The sequence below is a fragment of the Azospirillum sp. Marseille-Q6669 genome, assembly GCF_965111635.1.
Genome location: NZ_CBCOOP010000002.1, coordinates 104,227 through 128,671, shown reverse-complemented (window position 1 = coordinate 128,671; position 24,445 = coordinate 104,227). Strand labels below are relative to the sequence as shown.

The 24,445-nt window shown below is 69.0% G+C and carries 21 protein-coding genes; 10 read left to right on the top strand and 11 right to left on the bottom strand.

Annotated elements, in window-relative coordinates:
- Positions 1-4: 4 nt before the first annotated feature.
- From ACWPXE_RS11815 to ACWPXE_RS11795, 5 genes are all read right to left on the bottom strand, one after another.
- The gene (locus ACWPXE_RS11815; RefSeq protein ID WP_454018031.1) at positions 5-670 is read right to left on the bottom strand and encodes a hypothetical protein; all 666 of its coding nucleotides are present in this window, start codon (positions 668-670) and stop codon (positions 5-7) included.
- 176 nt (positions 671-846) lie between these two features.
- Positions 847-1,794: an anti-sigma factor family protein gene (locus tag ACWPXE_RS11810; protein ID WP_454018030.1), complete on the bottom strand. Its 948-nt coding sequence runs from the start codon at positions 1,792-1,794 to the stop codon at positions 847-849.
- Positions 1,794-2,303: a sigma-70 family RNA polymerase sigma factor gene (locus ACWPXE_RS11805; protein WP_014239953.1), complete on the bottom strand. Its 510-nt coding sequence runs from the start codon at positions 2,301-2,303 to the stop codon at positions 1,794-1,796. The genes ACWPXE_RS11810 and ACWPXE_RS11805 overlap by 1 nt, the downstream gene beginning before the upstream one ends.
- A gap of 212 nt (positions 2,304-2,515) precedes the next feature.
- The gene (locus ACWPXE_RS11800; RefSeq protein ID WP_454018029.1) at positions 2,516-3,787 is read right to left on the bottom strand and encodes a YeeE/YedE family protein; all 1,272 of its coding nucleotides are present in this window, start codon (positions 3,785-3,787) and stop codon (positions 2,516-2,518) included.
- Positions 3,788-3,826: 39 nt separating this feature from the next.
- Positions 3,827-4,789 (bottom strand): sulfurtransferase, encoded by a 963-nt coding sequence (locus ACWPXE_RS11795; RefSeq protein ID WP_454018028.1) that lies wholly within the window; start codon positions 4,787-4,789, stop codon positions 3,827-3,829.
- 262 nt (positions 4,790-5,051) lie between these two features.
- On the opposite strand from ACWPXE_RS11795, the gene ACWPXE_RS11790 reads away from it, so the two are divergent.
- Positions 5,052-5,348 carry a DNA-binding protein gene (locus ACWPXE_RS11790; RefSeq protein ID WP_014239949.1) on the top strand — a complete coding sequence of 99 codons (297 nt, stop codon included), beginning with the start codon at positions 5,052-5,054 and terminating at the stop codon, positions 5,346-5,348.
- Positions 5,349-5,425: 77 nt separating this feature from the next.
- Here ACWPXE_RS11790 and ACWPXE_RS11785 read toward each other — a convergent pair whose 3' ends face one another.
- Together ACWPXE_RS11785 and ACWPXE_RS11780 are read right to left on the bottom strand one after the other, a co-directional pair.
- Positions 5,426-7,348 (bottom strand): propionyl-CoA synthetase, encoded by a 1,923-nt coding sequence (locus ACWPXE_RS11785; protein ID WP_454018027.1) that lies wholly within the window; start codon positions 7,346-7,348, stop codon positions 5,426-5,428.
- A 183-nt stretch (positions 7,349-7,531) separates the two neighbouring features.
- Complete coding sequence (locus tag ACWPXE_RS11780; protein WP_454018026.1) at positions 7,532-8,656, bottom strand: extracellular catalytic domain type 1 short-chain-length polyhydroxyalkanoate depolymerase; 1,125 nt, start codon at positions 8,654-8,656, stop codon at positions 7,532-7,534.
- 291 nt (positions 8,657-8,947) lie between these two features.
- Between ACWPXE_RS11780 and ACWPXE_RS11775 the strand changes: the two genes are divergently transcribed.
- The 9 genes from ACWPXE_RS11775 to queG all read left to right on the top strand — a co-directional run bounded on the left by ACWPXE_RS11775 (position 8,948) and on the right by queG (position 18,651).
- Positions 8,948-9,304: a hypothetical protein gene (locus ACWPXE_RS11775; protein WP_145684471.1), complete on the top strand. Its 357-nt coding sequence runs from the start codon at positions 8,948-8,950 to the stop codon at positions 9,302-9,304.
- A 153-nt stretch (positions 9,305-9,457) separates the two neighbouring features.
- On the top strand, positions 9,458-11,263 hold the full coding sequence (locus ACWPXE_RS11770; RefSeq protein WP_454018766.1) for a M3 family oligoendopeptidase: 1,806 nt from the start codon (positions 9,458-9,460) through the stop codon (positions 11,261-11,263).
- A 93-nt stretch (positions 11,264-11,356) separates the two neighbouring features.
- The gene (locus ACWPXE_RS11765) at positions 11,357-11,758 is read left to right on the top strand and encodes a bacteriohemerythrin (protein WP_172428710.1); all 402 of its coding nucleotides are present in this window, start codon (positions 11,357-11,359) and stop codon (positions 11,756-11,758) included.
- 179 nt (positions 11,759-11,937) lie between these two features.
- The gene (locus tag ACWPXE_RS11760; protein ID WP_454018025.1) at positions 11,938-13,362 is read left to right on the top strand and encodes an FAD-binding oxidoreductase; all 1,425 of its coding nucleotides are present in this window, start codon (positions 11,938-11,940) and stop codon (positions 13,360-13,362) included.
- A 72-nt stretch (positions 13,363-13,434) separates the two neighbouring features.
- Positions 13,435-14,781 carry an ABC1 kinase family protein gene (locus ACWPXE_RS11755; RefSeq protein ID WP_454018024.1) on the top strand — a complete coding sequence of 449 codons (1,347 nt, stop codon included), beginning with the start codon at positions 13,435-13,437 and terminating at the stop codon, positions 14,779-14,781.
- Between the two features lie 57 nt (positions 14,782-14,838).
- Entirely contained in the window at positions 14,839-15,858 is a 1,020-nt protein-coding gene (gene queA / locus ACWPXE_RS11750; protein WP_454018023.1) for a tRNA preQ1(34) S-adenosylmethionine ribosyltransferase-isomerase QueA, read from the top strand.
- Entirely contained in the window at positions 15,858-17,051 is a 1,194-nt protein-coding gene (gene tgt / locus ACWPXE_RS11745; protein WP_454018022.1) for a tRNA guanosine(34) transglycosylase Tgt, read from the top strand. The genes queA and tgt overlap by 1 nt, the downstream gene beginning before the upstream one ends.
- Positions 17,044-17,508, top strand: coding sequence for a preQ(1) synthase (gene queF / locus ACWPXE_RS11740; protein ID WP_454018021.1), 465 nt, complete (start codon positions 17,044-17,046; stop codon positions 17,506-17,508). Before tgt ends, queF begins: the two co-directional genes overlap by 8 nt.
- Positions 17,509-17,577: 69 nt before the next feature.
- Positions 17,578-18,651, top strand: a complete 1,074-nt coding sequence (queG, locus tag ACWPXE_RS11735; protein WP_454018020.1) for a tRNA epoxyqueuosine(34) reductase QueG — start codon at positions 17,578-17,580, stop codon at positions 18,649-18,651.
- On the opposite strand, the gene ACWPXE_RS11730 is transcribed toward queG, so the two are convergent.
- The 4 genes from ACWPXE_RS11730 to ACWPXE_RS11715 all read right to left on the bottom strand — a co-directional run bounded on the left by ACWPXE_RS11730 (position 18,623) and on the right by ACWPXE_RS11715 (position 24,353).
- Positions 18,623-19,585, bottom strand: a complete 963-nt coding sequence (locus ACWPXE_RS11730) for a lysylphosphatidylglycerol synthase transmembrane domain-containing protein (RefSeq protein ID WP_454018019.1) — start codon at positions 19,583-19,585, stop codon at positions 18,623-18,625. The two genes, queG and ACWPXE_RS11730, sit on opposite strands and share 29 nt — an antisense overlap.
- A 59-nt stretch (positions 19,586-19,644) precedes the next feature.
- The gene (locus ACWPXE_RS11725) at positions 19,645-20,589 is read right to left on the bottom strand and encodes a glycosyltransferase family 9 protein (protein ID WP_454018018.1); all 945 of its coding nucleotides are present in this window, start codon (positions 20,587-20,589) and stop codon (positions 19,645-19,647) included.
- A complete protein-coding gene (locus ACWPXE_RS11720) occupies positions 20,586-21,821 on the bottom strand; it encodes an O-antigen ligase family protein (RefSeq protein ID WP_454018017.1) in 1,236 nt (411 codons plus the stop codon). The genes ACWPXE_RS11725 and ACWPXE_RS11720 overlap by 4 nt, the downstream gene beginning before the upstream one ends.
- Positions 21,822-21,950: 129 nt before the next feature.
- Positions 21,951-24,353, bottom strand: coding sequence for a methyl-accepting chemotaxis protein (locus ACWPXE_RS11715; RefSeq protein WP_454018016.1), 2,403 nt, complete (start codon positions 24,351-24,353; stop codon positions 21,951-21,953).
- Between the last annotated feature and the right edge of the window lie 92 nt (positions 24,354-24,445).

Genomic DNA, 24,445 nt, shown 5'->3' with positions numbered 1-24,445 from the left:
GTCATCATGGCGGCAGGTCCAGCGCGTTCAAAGCCTCCGCCCAGACCCCGGCGGCGCGGATGGGGTGGAGGTGGTGATCGCCGGGATTCGGGCTGCGGAACGCCTCGGCGACCAGCCCGGTGTCCGGGTCGGTGATGCGCGGGGTGATGTCAACGAAGGGCAACCTGCGCGCGTCCGCCTCGTCGCGCAGGCGGGCGTTGTAGCGGTGGGTCAGTTCGGTGCGCTGGCGCAGGGTGGCGGTGACCTCGTGCCGGGCGCGCGCGACCTTGCCCCGGGTTTCGCCGTCCCGGATGGTCGGCAGCACCGCCCCGGTCAGCACCAGCGTGGGATAGCCGCCCTCCAGCAGATCGTCCACGAAGGTGGCGCAGGCGACCACCGACTCCTCCAACTGCCGCTCGACGCAGTCGCCGTGCCTCTGCGCCCGCCACCAGATGACGAAGCCGCAATCGACCTCGCCGAGTTGGATCACCGGAATGGCGTTCGGATCGGCGGGCAGCAAGGCGTCCTTGAAGAGAGTGACCGCGTGGGTCTGGCTTTCCGGGTTGCGCAGGCCGATCGAGGTCGCCCCGGGAACCAGCAGACAGCGCGCCGGCCGGTCGAGCAAGCGAATCGTCGCGGCGATCTCGAAGGATTGCACATGGCTGTCGCCGATGAAGAACCAGTCCCGCATGCCTCACGACCCACGCCACCACCGGCGCATTGTGGGGCGGCGGCTGGGTGGGAGTAAACCGGGAAACGAAGAGAGGGAAGCCTATTTCAACTCATTGACTTCAGAAGCCACACCGCCCTTTTGCGGGAAGCGCGAGGGGCGGCGGTCGCCCCTCGCAAAGCGCGCCCTTTCCTGCCTCAGCTGTCCTTCGGCTTGTGCGTGTCGCTGATCGGCTGGACGCCGGCGGGCGGCTGGTCCTGCTGTTGCTGGGGCTGCTGCTCCTGCTGCGGCTGCGGGTTCTGCTGGTCCTGCTGTTGCGGCTCGGGGCGGCGCGGACCGGCCTTGACGTCGTTGTAGACGGCCTCGGCGACGCGCAGCAGGTCCTCCTTGGACATCCGCCCGGCCAGCGCGTAGGCCAGCGGGCCTTCGACCCAGTAGATGGTCGCCACGTCGCCGTTCTGCGAGAAGCCGAACTTCGCCGGGTTGCCGGAGCGCGGGGCGCCGACAAACAGGGTGACGCGCTTGTTCGCCTCGTTCACGTACATGTACTGGGCGCCGGCCCCCAGCTCGGTGGGCAGCGACCGCCCGCCGATCAGCCGCAGACCGACCTTGCCCAGGTCCGGGCCGAAGACGTCGCGCCCGACGCGCTTGGACAGCCAGCTGTTCAGCTCGTCCTGGTTGTCGGCGCCGAGCTCGACCTGGAAGCGCTCGTCGGAGGTGTAGAAGCGGTGGGCCTGGGTGGCCTCCTCGGCGAAGGTCTGGAGGGTCTGGCGCTGCTGGACGACCGGCGACTGGTCCACCGCGCCGCGGCCCAGCCAGCCGCCGCCGGCCCCGCCGACGATCAGCATCACCGCCGCAGCCATGCGCACCCAGGAGCGGGCGTGCCAGGGGGCGGCGTTGTCGTTGCCGGGCATGCGCCCGCGCAGCTTGCCCGTCAGTTCCTCGACCGGGCCGCTGGCCGGCTCGCGCAGCACAGGGTCGAAGAGTTCGTGCAGCAGCGCGGCCTGGGCGCGGTAATCCTCCGCCCGGCGGGCGGCATCCGGGTCGTCCGCCAGCCATCGCTCCACGAAGAGCCGGCGTTCCGGAGCCAGTTGCCCATCCACGTAGGCGTGCAGTTCGTCGTCCGTTACGCAATGCGCGTTCATCACTTCACCCGCCTGAGGGCCACCGAGCCCTCGTTCGCCAGCTTCGCCCTGACCGCCTCGCGCGCCCGCGAGAGGCGCGACATGACGGTCCCGATCGGAACGCCGAGCGTCTCGGCGACCTCTTCGTATTTCAGGCCCTCCAGCGCGACGAGGAGCAGCACCTTGCGCTGTTCCTCCGGCAGGTCGTCGAGCGCGCGCATCATCTCGCGCAACTCCACACGTTCCTCCTGCCGGGCCGGCGTCACCAGCTTCGACTCGACGCTGTCCACATCGACCTCGTCGGGCCGCGACGCTTTGGAGCGGACCTGATTGACATGGACGTTGTGCAGGATGGTGAAAAGCCACGCCCGCAGGTTCGTCCCCGCCTTGAAGGTGTCGGCGCGGGCCACCGCACGCGTCAACGCCTCCTGCACCAGATCCTCGGCATCCGAACGGTTGCGCAGCAACGCGCGCGCGTAGCGGCGCAGCGACGCAATGTGGACTTCCAGCTCGACCCCGAACGTGCTCAACCGCGCACCCGATTGTTGCCTCGAAGGCTCCACGGACCGCCGGGTGGCGGATCATGGCACTCCTTCAGGTAGGAACGGGTGGCGCGGCCTCCCAGGGCCGAGCCCCATTCAGGACCCGGTACGCCAGGATGAACGCCCCCCGCTCATCGTTTATTCCAGACTTTGATGCCCGTGCAGCAAAAATTCGGCAAAATCGAGGCGGGGGGTTGCGGTCAGCTGCGAACAAAGCGCCGCGGCAGGGCCAAGCCGGCCCACACACCGACCAGGACGGTCAGGCCAAACACCCAGCCTGACAGGGCGCCAGCCATGGTGCCGGACAGCAGCGTGCCGACCGTGCAGCCCAGCCCGGTCATGCTGCCCCAGCCGAGCAGAAGCCCACCGCCGAGGCCGCGTGCGGCGTCCCTCAGCGTCGGGCGGCGCGGGGTGAACTGGCCGGCTGCCAGCGACGCCGCGAAGCCTCCGGCGACCAAACCGGCGACCAGTAGCCCGTTCGGCGTCAGCCAGCTGTCGCCCGGCACGGTGGCGCAGCCGGCGAAGCCGTCCAGTCCCTCCAGCCGCAGGGGTACCAGCCCGGCCTCGCTGCCCAATTGGCGGGCGGCGGTGCCGATGGCGGAGGTGACCCCCAGCGGCTTGAGCCGCAGGATCACCAGGAAGCCGATCAGCCCGACGCCCAGCCCGCCGATCCAATAGGGCCAGCGCCCGTCGAACCAGGAGCGCAGCAGGTCCGGTAGGGTGTGCGGAGGCTCGCGGGCGGGCGCTTCGGAGGCGGAGGCCGCGCGGAAACGCCAGAGCAGGGCCGCAAGGCCGCCAAGCGCCAGGATCTGCACCGCCAGCGACCCGCCATAGCCCAGATGATGGGGCAGCCAGACCACCGGGGCGGTGATGATCGTGGACAGGTAGAGGTCGTTCCAGGTGAGGAAGCCGAGCAGGAAGCCGCCCGCCGCCCCGACCAGAGCGAAGGGGGAGACCGGCGAGCCCTCGCCCAGCCGGTAGAGATGGGCGCTGATGCAGGAGCCCGACACCGCCATCCCCAGCCCGAAGGCCAGACCGGCCAGCGCCAGAACCCAGCTCACCGGACCGATGTGGGCGTCGGGCGGCAAGCGCGGGGCGACCGGGTTCGGCACCCAGGCTCCGAAGACGACGTGATAGCCGACCGTCCCCACCGCCAGGGCGAGCAGAATCGCCAGCAGGCCGCGCGGGTCGCGGCGGTCGATGAAGTCGCGGGCGTGGCAGAGGAAGCAGAAGCGCGTCCGTTGCAGAAGCGCGCCGAACGCCGCGCCCAGCGTCAGCGCGAAGGCCATCGACGGACCGCCGCCGGGCTGCGCGGCCAGCGCGTAGGCCGCCGCCACGACCGCACCGGCCAGCAGCAGGGGAAGCAGAACCCGCCCGGCCAGCGCGGTGGCGCTGGAAGCCGGGGCGAGAGCTGCGTGAAGCGTCGGGGAAGCCCGCAAGGCGGGCTCCCCGTTGCGGGTCCGGATCGTCATGCGACGGGTATCAGTCGGCCATCCATCCATGGCCACCCGTCACTTGGCCGCCCAGACCGTACCGGCCGGGTTGTCCACCGGGACCCCCACGGCGTTGCCGTATTCGGTCCAGGACCCGTCGTAGTTCTTCACCTGATAGCCCAGCAGCTTGGACAGGGCGAACCAGGTGTGGCTCGACCGCTCGCCAATGCGGCAATAGGTGATGACCGGCTTGGAGCCGTCGATGCCGACCGAGGCGTAGAGCGCCTTCAGTTCCGCCACCGACTTGAAGGTGCCGTCGGCCTCGTTCACCGCCTTGCCCCAGGGAACGTTCGCCGCACCCGGAATATGGCCTGCGCGGATCGACAGCTCCTGGATGCCCTGCGGGGCGAAGACCTTGCCCTGGTATTCGTCGGGGGAGCGGATGTCCACCAGCTTGGCGTCGCTCTTGCCGTCGGCAACGGCGACCACGTCGGTCAGGCGGGCGCGCAGGCCGGCGTTCACCTTGGAGACGGTGTAGTTGCTGGGCTTCACCTCCGCCGGCTTGCTGGACAGGGCGCGGTTCTCCGCCTCCCACTTCTTACGACCGCCGTCCAGCAGCTTTACATTGTCAACGCCGTAGATGTCGAACACCCAGGCGCCCCAGGCCGCGAACCAGTTGTTGGTGTCGCCGTAGAGGACGATGGTGCTGTCCTTCTCCACCCCGGCCTTGGAGAGCAGGGCCTGGAACTGCTCCTTGCCCACGATGTCGCGGCGGACGGTGTCGTTCAGGTCGGTGTGCCAGGAGAAATTCACGCTGCCGGGGATGTGACCGCGCTCGTAGACGCCGGGGTTCACGCTGACCTCGATGACCTTCACCTTCGGGTCACCGAGGTTCTTTTCCAGCCAGTCGGTGGTGACCAGGGGCCCGTCCGTGGCGGCGGCCATGGCGGATCCGGAAATCGTCGTCGCCAGCAGGACGCCGAAGGCGGCGGCGAAATGGCGCTTGGCCAAGCGGATTTTGGAGGGCGGCAGCGTGTTCATCGTATCTCCTGGTTCGTCAGCGGTGCGGAAGCGGATCGGTGAAGCGAGAGACTGGCGCGCCAGATTGAGCGGCAATCGCTGTGTTATTATGTCTATTAATCTACATGGTAAGTAGATTTACGGCAAGCGTGAGCCGCCGGCCGGCGAGAGAAAGAACGTTTCCGCAAAAACTTGCGGCAAATTGCCACCGTGCGCGGATGAATCGGCGACTCCGGCGCGCGGCTTGGCAAGAATGGGCGCACTGCGTCATAAGGGCGGAGCCATGGCACGCCATCACGACACCATCGAGATCCTGGTCACCGCCCGCCACCTGGAGGCGCAGGGCATCCGTCCGACCGCGCGCATGGTCCGGCTGGCGCTGGGCGGCGGAAGCAACGCCGCCATCGCCCAGGCGCTGGCCACGACGGAGCTGACCCCGCTGGAGGAACTGATCCGGCGGCGGCGCGATCAACTTGATCTGGAATTGACCGAGGCCCGTCATGCGCTGGCGGCGTTGGAGGCGGAACAGGCGCGGCTCGACGAGTTGGCCGAATCCCTGTCCACCCTGGACAAGGCTTAGCGGAAAAAGAAAACCCCTCCCCCGGGCAGTGCCGGGCAAGGGGTTTCGGACGCCGCGCCGGTTGCAGGCGGAAGCGGTCAGCCCGCCTGATGCGTCTTGGCGTAGCCCAGCGACTGCAGCGCCTCGGCGATTTCCGGCAGGATGCCCGGATCGTCGATGGTCGCCGGAGTCTTGTAGTCCTGGTTGTCCGCAATCTTCTGCATGGTCCCGCGCAGGATCTTGCCGGAGCGGGTCTTCGGCAGGCGTTCCACCACTACGGCGCGCTTGAAGTCGGCGACCGGGCCGATCTGCTCGCGCACCAACTGGACCACCTCCTTGACGATCTCCTCGTGCGGGCGGGTCACGCCGGCCTTCAGGCAGAGGAAGCCCAGTGGCACCTGCCCCTTCAGGTCGTCGGCCACGCCGATCACCGCGCATTCCGCCACGTCCTTGTGGCTGGCCAGAACCTCCTCCATGCCGCCGGTGGACAGACGGTGACCAGCGACGTTGATGATGTCGTCGGTGCGGGCCATGATGTAGACGTAGCCGTCGTCGTCGATGAAGCCCGCGTCACCGGTCTGGTAATAGCCGGGGTAATCGGACAGGTACGACTTCCTGTAGCGGTCGTCGGCGTTCCACAGCGTCGGCAGCGTGCCCGGAGGCAGCGGCAGCTTCACGCAGATGGCGCCGATGTCGCCGCGCGGCACTTCCTTGTTCTCGGCGTTCAGGATCTGCACGTCCCAGCCCGGCATCGGGCGGGTGGCGGAGCCGTACTTGATCGGGAAGAGATGCACGCCCAGCGGGTTGCCGGAGATCGCCCAGCCGGTTTCGGTCTGCCACCAGTGATCGATGACCGGAACGTTCAGATTGTCCTCGGCCCAATGCAGCGTGTCGGGGTCCGACCGCTCGCCGGCCAGGAACAGGGCGCGGAAGTGCGACAGGTCGTACTTCTTCAGCAGTTCGGCGTTGGGGTCCTCGCGCTTGATGGCGCGGAAGGCGGTCGGGGCGGTGAACAGCGTGCCGATCCTGTGCTGCTCGATCACCCGCCAGAAGGTGCCGGCGTCCGGCGTGCCCACCGGCTTGCCCTCGAAGACCACCGTGGTGCAGCCGTGCAGCAGCGGGCCGTAGACGATGTAGGAGTGGCCGACCACCCAGCCCACGTCCGACGCCGCCCAGTACACCTCGCCCGGCTCGACGTTGTAGATGTTCTTCATCGTCCACTTCAGCGCCACGGCGTGGCCGCCGTTGTCGCGGATGACGCCCTTCGGCTGGCCCGTGGTGCCCGAGGTGTAGAGGATGTAGAGCGGGTCGGTCGCGGCAACCGGCACGCACTCCGCCGGCTCGGCCTTGGCGACGGCCTCCGCCCAATTCACGTCGCGGCCTTCGATCAGGGTCGCGGTTTCCTGCGGGCGCTGGAAGACGATGACGCTGGACGGCTTGTGCTCCGCCTGCTCGATGGCGGCGTCGAGCATCGGCTTGTACTTGACGACGCGGTTCGGCTCGATGCCGCAGGAGGCCGAGACGATGGCCTTCGGCCGGGAGTCGTTGATGCGGGTCGCCAGCTCGTGCGGGGCGAAGCCGCCGAACACCACCGAATGCACCGCGCCGAGACGCGCGCAGGCCAGCATGGCGACCAGCGACTGCGGAATCATCGGCATGTAGAGGATGACGCGGTCGCCCTTCTCCACGCCCTGGGCGCGCAGCGCGCCGGCGAAGCGGGCGACCTGATCCTGGAGTTCGGCGTAGGTGATGGTCTGCACGGTCTTGGTGACCGGGCTGTCGTAGATGATCGCCGCCTGGGCGCCGCGTCCGGCCTCCACATGGCGGTCGACGGCGTTGTAACAGGTGTTCAGGACGCCGCCGGTGAACCAGCGGTAGAAGGGCGCGTTGCTGTCGTCCAGCACCTTGTCCCAGCGCTTGATCCAGGTGATGTCTTCCGCCGCCTCGCCCCAAAATCCATCGGGATCGGACAGGGAACGGGCGTGGATCTGGTTGTAGCGATCGGCCGAGCTTTGGCTCATGGGGGGCGTCCCTTATATTTTGTTTGGTTCGCGTTTCTCCGCAGCCGCGCAATGAACGTTCACGCAGCGGCCCCAATCTGCGTCAGATCTGCATCGTTTGGCAAACGGCATTCCGGAAGGTGCGGCGGGCTGTCGCACCACTTTGGTGAGTGCCGAACCCGCCCGCCGCCCTTCCGGCGGGTGTTACTGCTCCAGTTGCAGGAAGCCGGCGGCCAGCGCCGCGCCGCAGAAGCCGATATCCTCGATGTAGGTCTTCGTCTCCGACACCCGCACCCGCCCGCAGGGGCGTTGCGGGTTGTGGGTATCGATGGGCATGACGTGGCCGACGTCCTTCAGCAGCACCGTCTCCACCCACAGGGCGTTGGTGCCCGCCGGGGCGTAGCCCTGCCGCACGGCGCGCTCCGGCCAGGAGGGCTCCTGACCGATGACCACCGGAGCGTCGGTCTTCAAACCATGGAAGGCCGTCCACTGGTTGGTCAGGTAGAGGGCGTTCTGCGGGTCCACGGTGCAGTCGGCCGTCCCCTGGACGATCAGCACGCGCGGACGCCCGGCGGGGTGCTGGGCGCGCTGGACCGCCTTCGTCCATTCGCGGCTGTCGTAGCCGCCGGAGCGCGCCTTCACCTCGGCGCAGCCGCGCGACACGGAGATGCCGCAGAGCGACGCGGCCGACTGCATGCTCTGCGCACACATCACCGGCACGCCCGCGAACAGCGCTCCGCCCGCGAAGACCTGCGGGAAGTCGGCCAGCAGGGTCGCCGCCATGCCCGCCCCCGCCGACAGGCCGGTGACATAGACACGCCCGTCCTCGATTCGGGGACCGTCGCGGTCAAGCCCCTTGCCCGCGCGCACCGCGTCGACCATGGAGACGATAGCCCCCGCTTCCCGTGGGACACCGCCCTTCAGCGGACTGATCAGGCGGTCGGCGAAATTGAAGCAGCCGAGCGGGTTGCCATAGCGGGAGGCCCCTCCGACCATGGCAAAGGCGTTGTGCTGCTGCTCCGGCAGCAGGACGATAAGGCCGTAGCGGTCAGCTATGTCCATCCATCCGGAATCCGTGAAGAAAGACGACGCATCCTGCTCGCAGCCGTGAAGAAGGACCAGAAGCGGAGCCTTGCCCCGCACCCGCGCGCCCACGGATACGTAAACGCTCGCCTTGAGCGCACTGCCCTGGGCGTTGAAGGCATCACCCGGCAGTTCGTCCCAACGATACTGACGCGGTGACAGCGCCGAGGCATGCCCCGACAAAAGGGTCGATAGCCCGATGATCGCCACTGCCAGCGACACGCGCAGCCATGCTCCTAGCGCCATAATGCTCTCTCCGTTTCTCCGTAAGGACCGATGATGCCGCCTGTCACGATTGCGGACAAGGCAGCATATAAAGCAATGATGACTTATCAGACAGCCAATCTCCGCGCCAATTAGAACAATCATACTGCGGTATGTTATTCGACAATCCCTCGGTCACTCTTGGCTTACTCTTCACTAAGAGTGGATGCACATCCGAGCGAAAATCGACCGGCGCGGATATCGGCATCGCATCCAGTTATTGCTGGCCATTGTTGCTGGCCTAACCAGCGCCGGAGCGCTATGCATGTCCCCATGAGCAGCGACCCGCCCGTCTTCGGCATCCGCCCGATCCTGACCGTCGTCCACACCAACGGCGAGCGGCTGATCGTAGCCCGGCTGACCAGTCTCGGCGGGTCCAGCCAGTCCAACCGCTTCGTCCTGCGCCGCGCCGACTTCCGCGCGCCGTGGGAGCAGCCGGACAAGGGCTATTTCGGCTATGCGGAGGTCGCCCGCGCGCTGGACGCCAACGGCTGGCGCGGCTGCGCCATCGAGGCGATGCCGACCACCGACCTGGAGGAGCGGCGGACCCGCCAGCTCGCCCGCAAGAAGCTGCACCTGCAATGCGTGGAGGCGGCGATCCGACGCGCGCAGGAAAGCCAAGCTCCCTGAGCGGGCGCCGCAGCGCAGCCTTCCCCCGAACCCGCGCGGCGCTTATATCCCGTTCCAAGCACAGAACGGCCAAAGCCCAGAACGGAGGGACAGATGACCCGCAGCGCCACCCGGCACCCGATTGGCGATTTCCTTGGCGCTCCCCAGACCACCATGCTCGACACCGCCCTGGCCGCCACGGGGGACGGGCCTGACCTCGGCGCCCTGCCCTCCTGGGACCTGACGGACCTCTACCCGGGCATGGAGTCGGCGGAACTGAAGGCCGACCTGGAGCGGATGGAGCGCGCATCCAAGGACTTCTACGAGAAGTACGCGACCAAGCTGGCCGGTCTGGACGGCAACGCCTTCGCCGCCGCCATCCGCGAGTACGAGCGCATCGACGAGGTGCTGTCGCGGGTGATGTCCTACGCCGGGCTGGTCTACAACGGCAACATGACCGACCCGACCATCGCCAAGTTCTACCAGTCGGCACAGGAGCGGGTGAACGGCATCTCAACCCACCTCGTCTTCTTCACGCTGGAGATCAACCGGCTGGAGGACAAGGTGCTGGACGCCAAGCTGACGGCGTCGAAGGACCTCGCCCGCTACGCCCCCTGGCTGCGCGACGTCCGCCTGTTCCGTGAGCACCAACTCTCCGACGAGGTCGAACGGCTGCTCCATGAGAAGCACGTGGTCGGGCGCGCCGCCTGGAACCGCCTGTTCGACGAGACCATCGCCAGTTTGCGCTTCCCCATCGGCGGGAAGGAGCTGACCTGCGCCGAGGCGCTGAACCGCCTGTCCGACCGCCGTCAGGAGGTCCGCAAGGAGGCCGGGACGGTGATCGGCCGGGTGATGGGCGACAACATCCGCCTGTTCGCTCTGGTGACCAACACGCTGGCCAAGGACAAGGAGATCGACGACACGTGGCGCAACTACAAGGCGCCGACCTCGGCCCGCAACCTGTCCAACCGCGTCGAGGACGAGGTGGTGGACGCGCTGGCCGCGGCGGTGAAGGACGCCTACCCGGCGCTGTCCCACCGCTACTACGCGATGAAGGCCAAGTGGTTCGGCCAGGACCATCTGGATTACTGGGACCGCAACGCGCCGCTGCCCGACGACACCGACCGCAGCATCCGCTGGGACGAGGCGCGCGATCTGGTCCTGGGCGCCTACGGCCGCTTCTCGCCGGATCTGGCGGCGTTGGGCAAGCGCTTCTTCGACAACGCCTGGATCGACGCGCCGGTGCGCCCCGGCAAGGCGCCGGGCGCCTTCGCCCACCCCACGGTGCCCAGCGTCCACCCCTATCTGCTGGTCAACTACCAGGGCAAGACGCGCGACGTGATGACGCTCGCGCATGAGCTGGGCCACGGCGTGCACCAGATCCTGGCCGGCGGTCAGGGGCATCTGCTGTCCGACACGCCGCTGACCCTGGCCGAGACCGCGTCGGTGTTCGGCGAGATGCTGACCTTCCGCGCCCTGCTCGACCGCGAGACCGACCCGAAGCGCCGCAAGATCATGCTGGCCTCGAAGGTCGAGGACATGCTGAACACGGTGGTCCGCCAGATCGCCTTCTTCGACTTCGAGCGCCGCGTCCACACCGAGCGCCGCGAGGGCGAGCTGACCGCCGAGCGGCTGGGCGAGATCTGGATGGCGGTGCAGACCGAAAGCCTCGGCCCGGCGCTGCGCTTCGACGAGGGCTACCGGAACTACTGGTCCTACATCCCGCACTTCATCCACTCGCCCTTCTACGTCTACGCCTACGCGTTCGGCGACTGTCTCGTGAACTCGCTCTACGCGGTCTACCAGGAGTCGGAGAAGGGCTTCGCGGAGAAGTATCTGGCGATGCTGTCGGCGGGCGGCACGCTGCGCCACCAGGAGCTTCTGGCTCCCTTCGGGCTGGACGCCAGCGACCCGGCCTTCTGGCAGAAGGGGCTGAACGTCATCCGCGGCTTTGTTGATGAGCTGGAAAATCAGCCCTGACGGGAGTTTCCCACCGGGTTTTCTTGACGGACGTCAAGAATCCCTAATTGCAGGATGGGTATGGTGCCTCCAACGATCCCTTCGGAGAGCACCATGCCCACCCTCTCGATCCCCGCCTGGAGCCCGTCCCTGGAAGTCGGCAACGCCATCATCGACGCCGACCACAAGGAAACCATCGAGCTTCTGGCCGAGGCCGCCAAGGCGTCGGACGCCGACCTGCCCGCCCATTTCACCGCCTTCGCCCAGCACCTCCGCGACCATCTGGCCCGCGAGGAGGAGCTGATGCACCAGTACGGCTTCCCGCCGACGCCCATCCACGTCCACGAGCACAACCGCGTCCGCCTGGAGTTGGAAGGGATTGCCAAGCGCATGGCCGCCGGCAATCTGGCCTTGGTCCGCGGTTATCTGACCGAGGTCGTGCCGGAGTGGTTCATCAACCACAAGAACACCATGGACAGCGCCACCGCCGCCTGGATCCGCAGCCAGGGCGGCTGATCCACCGCCCTCCACCGTCGAAGCCGCGCGAACACCGAATTGAGGGGTGGCTCCGTCCGGAAGAACACCGGATGGAGTCCTTTCCCGAATGGCCTGTGCAGGGGTGAAACTTTACCCTTGTTGCGCCAATCCGCTCCGGATATTCGCGAAAATTGCTGCATTGACGTGGGAGGTGCTTGATGGGCGATTTCACGCTTCGCACCGCCGACCGGCGGGATGCGACCCTTTCCGAGGACACCGTCAACGATCTTGCCGTCCGTCTGCGCGGCCCGCTGCTGACCCCGCAGTCGCCGGGCTATGACGAGGCCCGGACGATCTGGAACGCCATGATCGACCGCCGGCCCGGCCTGATCGCCCGCTGCGCCGGCGCCGCCGACGTCATGCAGGCGGTACGCTTTGCGCGGGAGAACGGGCTGCTGGTCTCCGTGCGCGGCGGCGGCCACAACATCGCCGGCAATTCCCTGTGCGACGGTGGCCTGCTGATCGACCTCGGCGCCCTGCGCTTCGTCCATGTCGACCCCATCAGCCGGACGGCGCGGGTGGCGCCCGGCGCCACGCTGGGCGATCTCGACCGGGAGACGCAGGCTTTCGGGCTGGCCGTGCCGGTCGGCATCAACTCCACCACCGGCATCGCCGGGCTGACGCTGGGCGGCGGATTCGGCTGGCTGACCCGCAAATACGGGCTGACGGTTGACAATCTGCTGTCCGCCGACGTCGTCACCGCCGATGGGAAGTTCCTGCGCGCCAGCGCCGACGAGAATCCCGACCTCTTCTGGGCCATCCGCGGCGGCGGCGGCAATTTCGGCATCGTCACCTCCTTCACCTTCCGCCTGCATCCCGTGGGCCCGATGGTGTTCGCCGGGCTGGTCGTCCATCCCTTCGCCGGGGCCGGCGATCTGATGCGCCGCTACCGCGACTCCACGGCATCCCTGCCGGACGAGGCCACCGCCTGGATGGTGCTGCGCAAGGCACCCCCCCTGCCCTTCCTGCCACCGGATGTGCATGGCAAGGAGGTGGTGGTCATGCCCGTCATCTGCGCCGGAGACGACGAGGCGGCGGCCCGCAAGGCGCTGGAACCGGTGCTGTCGCTGGGCACGCCGATTGGGGAGCATGTCGGCCTCATGCCCTACGCGGCGTGGCAGGCGGCCTTCGACCCGCTCCTGGTGCCGGGCGCGCGGAACTATTGGAAATCGCAGAACTTCACCGGGCTGGAGGACGGGCTGATCGATGCGCTGATTGAGGAAGCCGGAAGGCTGCCCTCCGACCAGTGCGAGATCTTCGTCGGCCTGCTGGGGGCTGCGGCCAACCGCGTGCCGGCGGACGCCACCGCCTATCCGCACCGCGACGCCCTCTTCGTCATGAACGTGCACGCGCGCTGGAACACCCCTCCGGAGGACAGCGCCTGTATCCAATGGGCGCGCGGCGTCTCCGACCGGACCGCCCGCTACGCCACCGGTGGGGTCTATGTGAACTTCGTCACCGACGACGAACAGCGCGTCCAGGCCGCCTACGGGCCGAACTACGAACGCCTGCGGGCGCTGAAGGCAAAATACGACCCCGGCAACCTCTTCTGCGTGAACCAGAACATCGCGCCGGGCGGATGACGGCGCCGGTGCGTTCCGGTTTCGTCCAGCCTGGGACTCGCCTTTCGGCCCCGCCGCACCCACCTATTCGGCATGCCGAACACGGATGAGAACAGGCTTGGCGGCCGGATCGCGCGGTATGCGCGGGTCGGGACCGCCGTAGGGGGCCTTGCGGCCCGTTTCGCCGGAGAACGGGTGCTGGGCATCCCCCTGGAGCGGGATCGCCACGCCGCCGAACTGCGCGCCGCGCTGGGCGGGCTGAAGGGACCGCTGATGAAGGTGGCGCAACTGCTGTCCACCATCCCTGACGCCCTGCCCCGCGAGTATGTGCAGGAGCTGTCCCAGCTCCAGGCCGACGCGCCGTCGATGGGCTGGCCCTTCGTCAAGCGCCGCATGGCGAGCGAGCTTGGCCCCGCTTGGCACAAGCGCTTCCGGCACTTCGAACAGACAGCGGCGGCGGCGGCCTCGCTGGGGCAGGTGCACCGGGCCGTGGGACTGGATGGGCAGAACCTCGCCTGCAAGCTCCAGTATCCGGACATGGCCTCCGCCGTTGAGGCGGACCTGCGCCAGCTCGGCCTGATCTTCGCCATCTTCGAGCGCACCGACAGCGCCATTTCCACCAAGCAGATCCAGGCGGAGATTGGCGCGCGGCTGCGCGAGGAGCTGGATTACGAGCGCGAGGCCAAGCACGCCCGCCTCTACCGCGCCATGCTGGCCGACACGCCCGGCGTCCATGTGCCGGCGGTGGTGCCCGACCTGTCCACCCGGCGCCTGCTGACCCTGGAATGGGTGGAGGGCCGCAAGATCCTTGACTTCGTCAAGGACCAGCCGGACGCCCGCGACGAGCTGGCGATGAACATGTTCCGGGCTTGGTACGTGCCCTTCTACGGCTACGGCATCATCCACGGCGACCCGCATCTGGGGAACTACACGGTGCGGCCCGACCGCTCCATCAACCTGCTGGATTTCGGCTGCATCCGCGTCTTCCCGGCGCGCTTCGTGAAGGGGGTGATCGACCTCTACGACGCGTTGCAGACCGGCAACCAGGACAAGGCGGTGGAGGCCTACCGCACCTGGGGCTTCGGCAACCCGACCAAGGAGCTGGTGGACGTTCTGAACATCTGGGCGCGCTTCGTCTACGCCCCGATCATGGACGACCGCAGCCGCCGCATCGAGGAGACCAACTCCGGCCACTATGGCCGCGAGACCGCCGCCAAGGTCCATGCGGAGCTGCGCCGCGTCGGCGGGGTGGAGGTGCCGCGGGAATTCGTCTTCATGGACCGCGCGGCTATAGGTCTGGGCTCCGTCTTCCTGCATCTCCAGGCGGAGGTGAACTGGTACCGGCTGTTCCAGGAGATGATCCAGGGCTTCGACGTGGACGTCCTGCACGCCCGCCAGACCGCCGCCCTGACCGCACAGGCCCTCCCTTTGCCCGAATAAGCGCCGACTCGTAATGCTTCCCCCGTCCCACCGCTTTGGTCTATACGAGCGGCTCCCATGAAGACCGCCGATTTCGACTTCGACCTTCCGCCGGACCGCATCGCCGAGCATCCGGCCAAGCCGCGTGACGCCGCCCGTCTGCTCGACGTGGCGGAGCGTCTGCACGACCGCGTCGTGCGCGACCTGCCCGCCCTGCTGGAGCCGGGCGACCTGATGGTCGTCAACGACACCCGCGTCATCCCCGCCCGGCTGGACGGCCGGCGCGGCGAGGTGCGGGTGGAGATCACCCTCCACAAGCGCGAGGGCGAGCGGGAGTGGGCGACCTTCGCCCGCCCCGGCAAGCGGCTGAAGCCCGGCGACGTGATCGCCATCGCCGAGGACTTCGCCGCCGAGGTGGTCGCCAAGGACGGGATGGAGGTGCGCCTGCGCTTCTCCAAGGGCGGGCCGGAGCTGATGGAGGCGCTGCACCGCCACGGCCGGATGCCCCTGCCCCCCTACATCCGGCGCGAGGCGGACGAGCAGGACGCGGCGGACTACCAGACCGTCTTCGCTGCGCGGGAGGGCGCCGTGGCCGCCCCGACCGCCGGTCTGCACTTCACGCCGGAGCTTCTGGCGGCGCTCGACGCGCGCGGCGTCCGCCGCGTGCCGGTGACGCTGCATGTCGGGGCCGGCACCTTCCTGCCGGTCAAGGTGGACGACATCGCCGAGCACCGCATGCACAGCGAGTGGGGCGAAATCTCCGCGGAGACCGCCGAGGCCATCAACGCCACCCGCGCCGCGGGCGGGCGGATCGTGTCGGTCGGCACCACGGCGCTGCGCATCCTGGAGACGGCGGGGCTGGACGACCGCAGCATCCGGGCCTTCAGTGGCGACACCGACATCTTCATCACCCCCGGCTACCGCTTCAAGATCGTGGACCTTCTGGTGACCAACTTCCACCTGCCCCGCTCCACCCTGTTCATGCTGGTCTGCGCCTTCGCGGGCATGGACACGATGAAGGCGGCCTACGCGCACGCCATCGGCCAGAACTATCGTTTCTTCAGCTACGGCGACGCGTCGCTGCTCCGGAGGGTGTGATGACCGGGATCGGGTTCGAGCTTCTGAAGACTGACGGGCGCGCTCGGCGCGGGCGGGTCTCCACCGCGCACGGCGTCATCAACACGCCGGCCTTCATGCCCGTGGGCACCGCCGCCACCGTCAAGGCGATGACCAGCGACGCCGTGAAGTCCACCGGCGCGGAAATCCTGCTGGGCAACACCTATCACCTGATGCTGCGCCCCACGGCGGAGCGCGTCGGGCAGTTGGGCGGCCTGCACCGCTTCATGAACTGGGACAAGCCGATCCTGACGGATAGCGGCGGCTTCCAGGTCATGTCCCTGTCGGACCTGCGCACCATGACCGAGGAGGGGGTGACATTCAAATCCCACCTCGACGGCAGCAAGCACCATCTGACGCCGGAACGCTCGATTCAGATCCAGCATCTCCTGGACAGCAACATCACCATGTGCCTGGACGAGTGCACCCCCTTCCCGGCGACGGAGGCGCAGGCGGCCTCGTCCATGCGCCTGTCGATGCGCTGGGCCAAGCGCAGCAAGGACGCCTTCGTCGAGCGGCCCGGCTACGGTCTGTTCGGCATCGTGCAGGGCGGCGTCTACGCGGACCTGCGGGCCGAGAGCGTGGCGGCTCTGTCGGACATCGGCTTCGACGGCTACGCCATCGGCGGGCTGGCCGTCGGCGAGGGCCAGGAGACGATGTTCACCGTGCTCGACTTCACCGAGCCGCTAATGGTCAAGGAGCGCCCGCGCTACCTGATGGGCGTCGGCCGCCCCAGCGACCTGATCGGCGCGGTGCGGCGCGGCGTCGACATGTTCGACTGCGTGATGCCCACCCGCTCGGGCCGCACCGGTCAGGCCTTCGTGCGGCGCGGCACCATCAACATCCGCAACGCCCGCCACGCCCACGACGAGCGCCCGCTGGACGAGGAGTGCGGCTGCCCCGCGTGCCGCAACCACAGCCGTGCCTATCTGCATCACCTGTTCAAGGCGGGCGAGATGCTGGGGCCGATGCTGCTCACCTGGCACAACCTGCATTATTACCAAGACCTGATGGCCGAGCTTCGGCAGGCCATCGAGGACGGCCGCTTCGAAGAGGTCGCGAGCGCGCTGGAGGCCCGCCTGAACGAGGGCGACGTCCCGGCCACCGAAGACCCGCTGGCCCACCTGAAGGTGAAGCCGGCGAAACCCGCGAAGAAGGAATCCGCGGATGTCTGAAAACATCTACGCCGGCCTGACCCAACTCGGCGGCGCCACCGTCCAGCCGAAGACGCCGGACGAGGCGGTGCTGGAGCGCGTGCCGAACCCGAACCCCGGTGACCACTACGTCGTGCGCTTCACCGCGCCGGAATTCACCTCGCTCTGCCCGATCACCGGCCAGCCGGACTTCGCCCATCTGGTCATCGACTATGTGCCGGGCGAGTGGCTGGTGGAGTCGAAGTCGCTCAAGCTGTTCCTGACCAGCTTCCGCAATCATGGCGCCTTTCACGAGGCCTGCACCGTCGGCATCGGCAAGCGTCTGGCGGACGAGCTGAAGCCGGTGTGGCTGCGCATCGGCGGCTACTGGTACCCGCGCGGCGGCATCCCCATCGACGTGTTCTACGCCACCGGCGAACCGCCGAAAGGCGTGTGGATTCCGTCGCAGGACGTCCAGACCTACCGCGGCCGCGGCTGATCCGGGGGTGAACCCCTCCTAAATCCCCTCTCCCCTCTGGGGAGAGGGCTAAGCGATCAAGCCATCACCATGTCCGACTCACCCACCTCCACCCGTGAAACGATCCGCGACCGCGCCCTGTCGCTGGGCTTCGACGCGGTCGGCTTCGCGCGGGCGGAGCTGGGCGAGGAGGCCAAGGCGCGGCTGGCCGAATTCCTGAGCCAGGGCCGGCACGGCGACATGGGCTGGATGGAGGACAAGGCCGACCGCCGCGTCCATCCCCAGTCCCTGTGGCCGGAGGCGCGCACCGTCATCGCGCTCGGCACCAGCTACGCCCCGGCGGAGGACCCTCGCGCCCTGCTGGCGCATCCCGACCGCGGCATCGTGTCGGTCTACGCGAGGAACCGAGACTACCACGACCTCATCAAGGGCCGACTGAAGACTCTGGGCCAATGGATCGCCCACCGTTTCAAGGCCGAGCTGAAGGTCTTCGTCGACACCGCCCCGGTGATGGAGAAGCCGCTGGCCGAGAAGGCCGGGCTGGGCTGGCAGGGCAAGCACACCAACCTCGTGTCGCGCTCCCACGGCTCCTGGCTGTTCCTGGGCGAGGTCTACACGACGCTGGAGCTGCCGCCGGACCCGCCGGGGGTGGACCGCTGCGGCCAGTGCCGACGCTGCCTGGACGCCTGCCCCACCGCCGCCTTCCCCGCGCCCAACCAGTTGGACGCGCGGCGCTGCATCTCCTACCTGACCATCGAGCACAAGGGTCCGATCCCGGAGGAGTTGCGCCCGCTGATGGGCAACCGCATCTACGGCTGCGATGACTGTCTGGCCGCCTGCCCGTGGAACAAGTTCGCCCAGCGCTCGCGCGAGGCGGCTTTCCTGCCGCGGGCGGAACTGACGGCGCCGCGGCTGGCCGATCTGGCGCAGTTGGACGACGCGGGCTTCCGGCAGGTCTTCAGCGGCTCGCCCATCAAGCGGATCGGCCGCGACCGCTTCGTGCGCAACGTTCTGGTGGCTCTGGGCAACAGCGGCGACGCCCGCCACGCCGCAGCAGCCGAACGGGCGGCCGAACGCCTCTTGGAAGACCCAAGCGAGGTGGTGCGGGACGCCGCGGTTTGGGCGTTGGCCCGGCTCAGGGCCGCGCAGAGCCCTTCAGGCTGAGCCAGAGCAGGCCACCGGGCAGCGACGACAGGGTGACCGACAGCCCGATCATCAGCGACAGGGCCAGCGCGTCGGTGGCGTCGAGGCCGTAGAGCGCGAAGCCGGCAACGAAAGCCCCCTCCCGCACGCCCCAGCCGTTCAGCGAGATGGGCAGCGCCGCCGCGAAGATCGTCATCGGCACGACGGCCAGCGCGTCCAGAACCCGCAAGGGAATGCCCAGCGCATGGGCGTAGGCGATCACCGCGAAGACGGTGCAGGCGTGGACCGCCGCGCTGTGCAGCAGCCCGGCCAGCGCCGCCCGGCTGACCAGCGCCGAGCGCAGACGCGCGACCTGCACCTGCACCGCCCGGACCGGTGGGCGCAGCAGGACGCCCGGCAGCGGAAGACGGTCCGCCTGGAGCCCAACGACCATGGCGATGGCGAGCAGCGCCACCGCCACCGGTCCGGCCCAGGCGACCGAGGGCGGGGCCGTCGCCACGAGGTGCGGCAGGCCGAGGAACAGAAGCAGGATGCAGCCGACCAGGGCCAGAAGCCGGTCCAGCACCAGGGCCAGCACCACGGCGGTGGAAGACGCCCCGCCCCGGTAAGTCAGCCAGCCGCGCACCACGTCGCCGCCCAGCGCCCCCGGCAGCACCTGCCCGAAGAACAGGCCGGTGAACATCAGCCGCATCGCCAGCGCGTGCGAGACCCGTTCGCCCGCGGCGCGCAGGGCGTCGCGCCAGCGTTCCCCGGCACAGACCACGGCGAGCAGCTTCGCCGCGAAGCCGGCCGCCAGCCAGACGGGGTCCGCTCCGGTGACGCGCGCCAGCAAGGCCGTCCAGTCGGCGTTGACACCCAGCACGCCGAGAACCGCCAGGGTCACCCCCAGTTTGGCGAGCAGCATCAGACGCCCGCCCGGCTTTCCGGCAGGCGGGGTGACCGCATCGGCGGGCATGGCGCTGGCGTCCTGCCTGCTCAAATCCTTATGGCTTCCGCAACATGATCGGCGGCACTCTATCGGTTCGGCGGCAGAGCATCCATCGCCGCCAGCACGCCGGCCACGTCCATGTCGGCGAAGGCGGGGCGGTGATGGACGACCATGCGCGGCCCGTTGGCGTGGATCGGGACGGAGGCGTCGCAGAAAAGGCCCAGGATGGGGCACCCCACGGCCGCGACCAGATGCGTGGGGCCGGTGTCGTTGCCCACCGTCGCCCAGGCCCGACGGGCCAGCCCGGCAATCTCGGGCACGCTGGTGCGGCTGGTCAGGTCCACCGCCTGCGGACAGGCGGCGGTGATGGCCCGCGCGAGGTCCGCCTCGATGGCCGTGCCCAGCACGACCGGCGTGATCCCGCGGGCCGCCAGCGCGCGCGCCAGTTCACCGTAGCGCTCGATCGGCCAGCGCTTGTCGGGCCGCCCGGGGGAGGAACCGGGAATCAGCAGCGCGTAGGGCGCGGCGATGCCGAAACCGCCGGTGTCGGCGTCGAGCCAGGACAGGTCCGGCACCGCGTCCGGCACGATGCCGAAGGGCGCCAACTGCCGGGTGTAGCGCTCGATCACCGGCACCTTGCGGCGGCCCGGATAGTGATCGCGGTGCGAGGCGCCCCAGGCCGTGCCCGACCATTCCGGCCAGGGACCGGGGGCAAGCAGCCAGAAGTAGCGGTCAGTGCGCCGCTGCGCCTGGAGGTCGTAGACCCGGTCGAAACGCCCGGCGCGCAGCAGGCGGCGGACGCGCCGATAGGCCCCGAGCGACCGCTCCCGCGGGTCCTCCAGAACCTCGTCGAACAGGCCGCTGAGGCGGGCGAGCGGAGCCAGGGACGGCAGGGTCAGCAGCGCCAGATGGTCGGCGGCGTGGTGCCGCCGGATGGCCGAGAAGGCGGTCTGGGCCAGGAAGAAGTCGCCGAAGGCCCCCAGCTTGATGACCAGGACGCGGCGGCGACCGTTGCCGTGCGCGCCCGTCATTCGCCCCCCGCCGGGGTGCGCGCGGCCAGCCGGAGCATCAGGCCGGCCGCCAGCATGCCGCCCATCCACCACGCCTGCCAGATGCCGTAGGCCGTGCTCGCCATCGCCAGTGCCGACGCGAAGAGGGCCAGCGCGAAGGGTTGCAGCCGCCGTTCCAGCCGCCCGGTGCCGAGCAGCAGGAGCAAGGCCGCCGCCAGAGCCAGCGCGGCGCCGAAGGCGCCAAGCTCCAGCCAGACCTGCAGGAAGGCGTTGTGGGGGTGCAGCGGCAGCAGGCTGTCGGTCAGCGTGCCGAAGCGGGACACCGCCCCTTCCGGCTCCAGCGCGCGCGAGGCGTCGATGCCCTGCCCGAAGAAGGGCGTCTCCAGCGCTCGACTGGCGGCCATGCCCCAGATCTCCACCCGGTGCTGGGCCGACCGGAACAGCCAGTCGGCACCGTCCAGGTTCAACACGCGGTCCAACAGCAGCACCAGCGGCAGCACGAAGGCGAAGGCCACCCCCAACACCGCCGCCAGCGCCCCGCGGACGAGCCGCGGCGACCAGACGGCGAGCGCGAAGGCCACCCCGCCGACGGCAATGCCCAGCATGGCCGACCGGCTGGTCAGCAACAGGCAGGCCGCGGCGAAGACTGTGGGAAGTGCGACGGCCAGCCCCCGCCGCCCGGCCCGGTCGAGCGCCATCGCCGCCGGCCAGACCATCAGGCAGAGCAGGACCGCCGTGCGCTTGGGCACGTTGGTCTCGGCGATCTCGACACCCGCCGGCACATGGTTCCACCAGCGGTGCAGCGGAAAATCCAACGCGGCTTCCACGGCGAACAGCAGGACGCCGACGAACACGCCCAACAGGAACAGGCCGGTCAACCGCCGTGCCTCCACCCCCGGCAGGGAGGACATCCACGCCCCGCCGGCCAGCGCGCCGAGGCCGATGTAGCCGATCTCCACCACCGTCAGGCCGGAGCGCGGCGATGGGCTCCACAGGATGGAGAGGGAGGCCAGAGCCAGGAAGGCCAGAACCACCGCCGTGCCGGGCATCGCCCGTTGCAGCCGCCCCAGGGCGCCGCGGCGGACCAGGCCGGCCAGCCCGACCAGCGCGATCAGGATGGCCCAGACCGGCAAACCGCGCGGCGCCATGGCGGCCAGCGGGCCGAGCGCCGCCACCGCCACGCCGGCCAGACCCGCCAGAATCGCGTCGGGTATCCCCCGGGCGGAGTCGCGCTGTGACAAGGGGAAAGCCATAAGTTCTCGCGTCCGTGAGGCACGGCGCGGCTTAACAGATGCCCCGTGCGAAAGCAACGGGAACGGGCCGGGGGATTTTTCGGCCCCGGCCCGCGGTCCCACGATGAAAGGCAAACCCCGCCAGACGGCTCAGGCGGTCCGCACCTTGTTGAGGAAGCCCTGCACCTCGGAGCGCAGATGATCGGCCTGACGGGCCAGAGTGCGGCTGGCGCTCAGCACCGCGTCGGCGGCGCCGCCGGTCTTGGTGGCGGCGTTGGTCACCTCGGCGATGTGATGCATCACCTCCTGCGTGCCTTCGGCGGCCTGATTGACGTTCTGGGCGATCTCGCGGGTGGCGAGCCCCTGCTGCTCCATGGCGCGGGCGATCTCGGTGACCGTGCTGCTGATCGTGCCGACCGCGTCGGAGATGGTGCGGATGGCGCCCACCGCCCCGCCCGTCGCCGCCTGCATCTGCGCCACCTGGCTGGAGATCTCCTCGGTCGCCTTGGCGGTCTGGCCGGCAAGGTTCTTGACCTCCGTCGCCACCACGGCGAAACCCTTTCCGGCCTCCCCGGCCCGCGCCGCCTCGATGGTCGCGTTCAGGGCCAGCAGGTTGGTCTGCTCGGCGATCTCGCCGATCAGGTCCACCACCTGACCGATGCGTTGCGCCGCCTCGGCCAGACCTTCGACGATGCCGTTGGTCTCCGTCGCCTTGGCCGCCGCCCCCACCGCCACCTGCGAGCTGCTGTTGAGCTGGCGGGAAATCTCGGCGATGGAGGAGGACAGTTCCTCCGCCGCCGCCGCGACGGTCTGCACGTTGCTGGACGCCTGCTCCGACGCCGCGGCGACGGCGCTCGACTTGGCGGTGGTCAGGGCGGCGTCCGACGACATCTCCTGCGCGTCGCGGCCGAGGTTGCCGGCGGACTCGGTCAACGACAGGACGACGCCCGACACAGCCTGTTCGAAGCCGTTGGCGAACTCGTTCATGGTGCGGCGGCGGTCGGCGTCGATCTGCCGGCGCATCTCCTCCCGCTCCCCTTCCATGCGCTGCATCTCCAGGGCGTTCTCCTTGAAGACGCTGAGTGCCTCGGCCATGGCGCGCAGCTCGTCCTTGCGGTCGCCGGCGGGAATGTCGACCGTCAGGTCGCCTTCGGCCAGCCGGCCCATCGCCTTGGTCATGGCGTGCATCGGGTGGGTGATGGCACGGTCGATGATCCAGGCCATCACCATGCCCAGCGCCAGCGCCACGGCGGCGCCGATGATGATGATCAGCTCCGCCCCGCTGCGCCCGTTCTCGCGGTCATCGCGCTGGATGGAGACGAGACGGGCCACCTGCTCGCTGACGTCGCCCGCGGCCTTGGCCATGGTCTTGGAGGCGGTGCGCTGGTTCTCGCTGGTGGTGACGAGGGCGGCGAACTCCCGATCAAAGGCCTGGGCGGCCTCGGTGATGGCGGCGATCAGCGCTCGGCCTTCCGAATCGACAAGCACGGCCCCGGCCTGGGTGGCGAGCCCCAGCGTCTCCTTGACCGCGCCATGCACCCGGGCGCGGGCATCCTCCCCGTTCATCAGGATGAAATCGCGCTGCCCCAGCATCGCGGACTGCGCGCCCTGGATCAGGCGCATGGCGATGCCGCGCAGCTGGACGGCCTCGTTCACCTCGCTCTGGGCGAAGTTCGCGGCCTCCTGGAGCGCGCTGGAGACCATCGACTGGTTCTCCTGCATCTCGTGGGCGAGATTCTGGATCTCAAGGGCGTGGCGATCCAGCGCCTGGATGCGGCCGCTGGCCGGTTCGCCGGCGCCTTCGGCGCGGGTCTGGTCGAACACCATGCGGTAGGCGCCGGCGATGGTGACGATCCGCTGGGCCAATTCCTCGTCGTTGGTGCCGAGAAGATCCTTCTCGATGGCTTCGGCGTTGGCCAGCAGCGCCGCGATGGCCTCCCCGGCGGCGGCCATCGTCGCCGGATTGCGGGTGTGCGCGAAGTCGGACTGCAGGCGGCGCGCCTCCAGCACCATCTCGATCAGCCGGTCGGCGCGGTCGGAGGTGTCGCGGCTCTGCCGCACGGCGTGCTCCGCGTCCTTCAGGCTGACCATGTTCTGGTCGTAGCGGTCGGATTGCTGCTTGCCGATCTTCTCCGCGATCTCCCGCAGGGCCTGGGCGCGTGTCTCCATGCTCTGGGTGCGGGCGCGGGCCTCCGCGTCCTGGGCGACAAAGTTGGCGAAGGCGCTGCGATAGCCGGCGATGCCCGCCAGGATCTCGTCGACCAGCCGGATGCTGCCGGCGTCCTCAAGCGCGGACCGCGTGCCCTGCGCTTCGTCGCGCAGCCGGTCCAGCATGCCAGGCACATTGTCGGCGGCCTTGGAGTCGCGCTCGGTGACGAAGCGGGCTTCCTCGATCCGCACGGTTTTCAGCCGGGCGTCCAGTTCGGCGGTGTGGGCCGCCAGATCGACACGCCCGGCGTAGGTGCGCAGGCTGTTCCAGCCAACGAACGCCACCGCGACCGTCATCAGAAGGACCGCCGCAAAACCGAGCGCAATCCGCGTTCCAATCGTCATGAAATCGGGCTCCCCCGGATCGTACGGCCTTATGCTTTGGCCGTCGTCATGCCTTTGTCGCTAAGGGATACATCAGAAAGGGTTAATTTCTG

What these genes read in the sequence shown, in the direction of transcription:
- ACWPXE_RS11815 (WP_454018031.1), bottom strand. Translation starts at nt 670, where the DNA reads ATGCGGGACTGGTTCTTCATCGGCGACAGCCATGTGCAATCCTTCGAG.
- ACWPXE_RS11810 (WP_454018030.1), bottom strand. Translation starts at nt 1,794, where the DNA reads ATGAACGCGCATTGCGTAACGGACGACGAACTGCACGCCTACGTGGAT.
- ACWPXE_RS11800 (WP_454018029.1), bottom strand. Translation starts at nt 3,787, where the DNA reads ATGACGATCCGGACCCGCAACGGGGAGCCCGCCTTGCGGGCTTCCCCG.
- ACWPXE_RS11795 (WP_454018028.1), bottom strand. Translation starts at nt 4,789, where the DNA reads ATGAACACGCTGCCGCCCTCCAAAATCCGCTTGGCCAAGCGCCATTTC.
- ACWPXE_RS11790 (WP_014239949.1), top strand. Translation starts at nt 5,052, where the DNA reads ATGGCACGCCATCACGACACCATCGAGATCCTGGTCACCGCCCGCCAC.
- ACWPXE_RS11785 (WP_454018027.1), bottom strand. Translation starts at nt 7,348, where the DNA reads ATGAGCCAAAGCTCGGCCGATCGCTACAACCAGATCCACGCCCGTTCC.
- ACWPXE_RS11780 (WP_454018026.1), bottom strand. Translation starts at nt 8,656, where the DNA reads ATGGCGCTAGGAGCATGGCTGCGCGTGTCGCTGGCAGTGGCGATCATC.
- ACWPXE_RS11775 (WP_145684471.1), top strand. Translation starts at nt 8,948, where the DNA reads ATGAGCAGCGACCCGCCCGTCTTCGGCATCCGCCCGATCCTGACCGTC.
- ACWPXE_RS11770 (WP_454018766.1), top strand. Translation starts at nt 9,458, where the DNA reads ATGCTCGACACCGCCCTGGCCGCCACGGGGGACGGGCCTGACCTCGGC.
- ACWPXE_RS11765 (WP_172428710.1), top strand. Translation starts at nt 11,357, where the DNA reads ATGCCCACCCTCTCGATCCCCGCCTGGAGCCCGTCCCTGGAAGTCGGC.
- ACWPXE_RS11760 (WP_454018025.1), top strand. Translation starts at nt 11,938, where the DNA reads ATGGGCGATTTCACGCTTCGCACCGCCGACCGGCGGGATGCGACCCTT.
- ACWPXE_RS11755 (WP_454018024.1), top strand. Translation starts at nt 13,435, where the DNA reads ATGCCGAACACGGATGAGAACAGGCTTGGCGGCCGGATCGCGCGGTAT.
- queA (WP_454018023.1), top strand. Translation starts at nt 14,839, where the DNA reads ATGAAGACCGCCGATTTCGACTTCGACCTTCCGCCGGACCGCATCGCC.
- tgt (WP_454018022.1), top strand. Translation starts at nt 15,858, where the DNA reads ATGACCGGGATCGGGTTCGAGCTTCTGAAGACTGACGGGCGCGCTCGG.
- queF (WP_454018021.1), top strand. Translation starts at nt 17,044, where the DNA reads ATGTCTGAAAACATCTACGCCGGCCTGACCCAACTCGGCGGCGCCACC.
- queG (WP_454018020.1), top strand. Translation starts at nt 17,578, where the DNA reads ATGTCCGACTCACCCACCTCCACCCGTGAAACGATCCGCGACCGCGCC.
- ACWPXE_RS11730 (WP_454018019.1), bottom strand. Translation starts at nt 19,585, where the DNA reads ATGCCCGCCGATGCGGTCACCCCGCCTGCCGGAAAGCCGGGCGGGCGT.
- ACWPXE_RS11725 (WP_454018018.1), bottom strand. Translation starts at nt 20,589, where the DNA reads ATGACGGGCGCGCACGGCAACGGTCGCCGCCGCGTCCTGGTCATCAAG.
- ACWPXE_RS11720 (WP_454018017.1), bottom strand. Translation starts at nt 21,821, where the DNA reads ATGGCTTTCCCCTTGTCACAGCGCGACTCCGCCCGGGGGATACCCGAC.
- ACWPXE_RS11715 (WP_454018016.1), bottom strand. Translation starts at nt 24,353, where the DNA reads ATGACGATTGGAACGCGGATTGCGCTCGGTTTTGCGGCGGTCCTTCTG.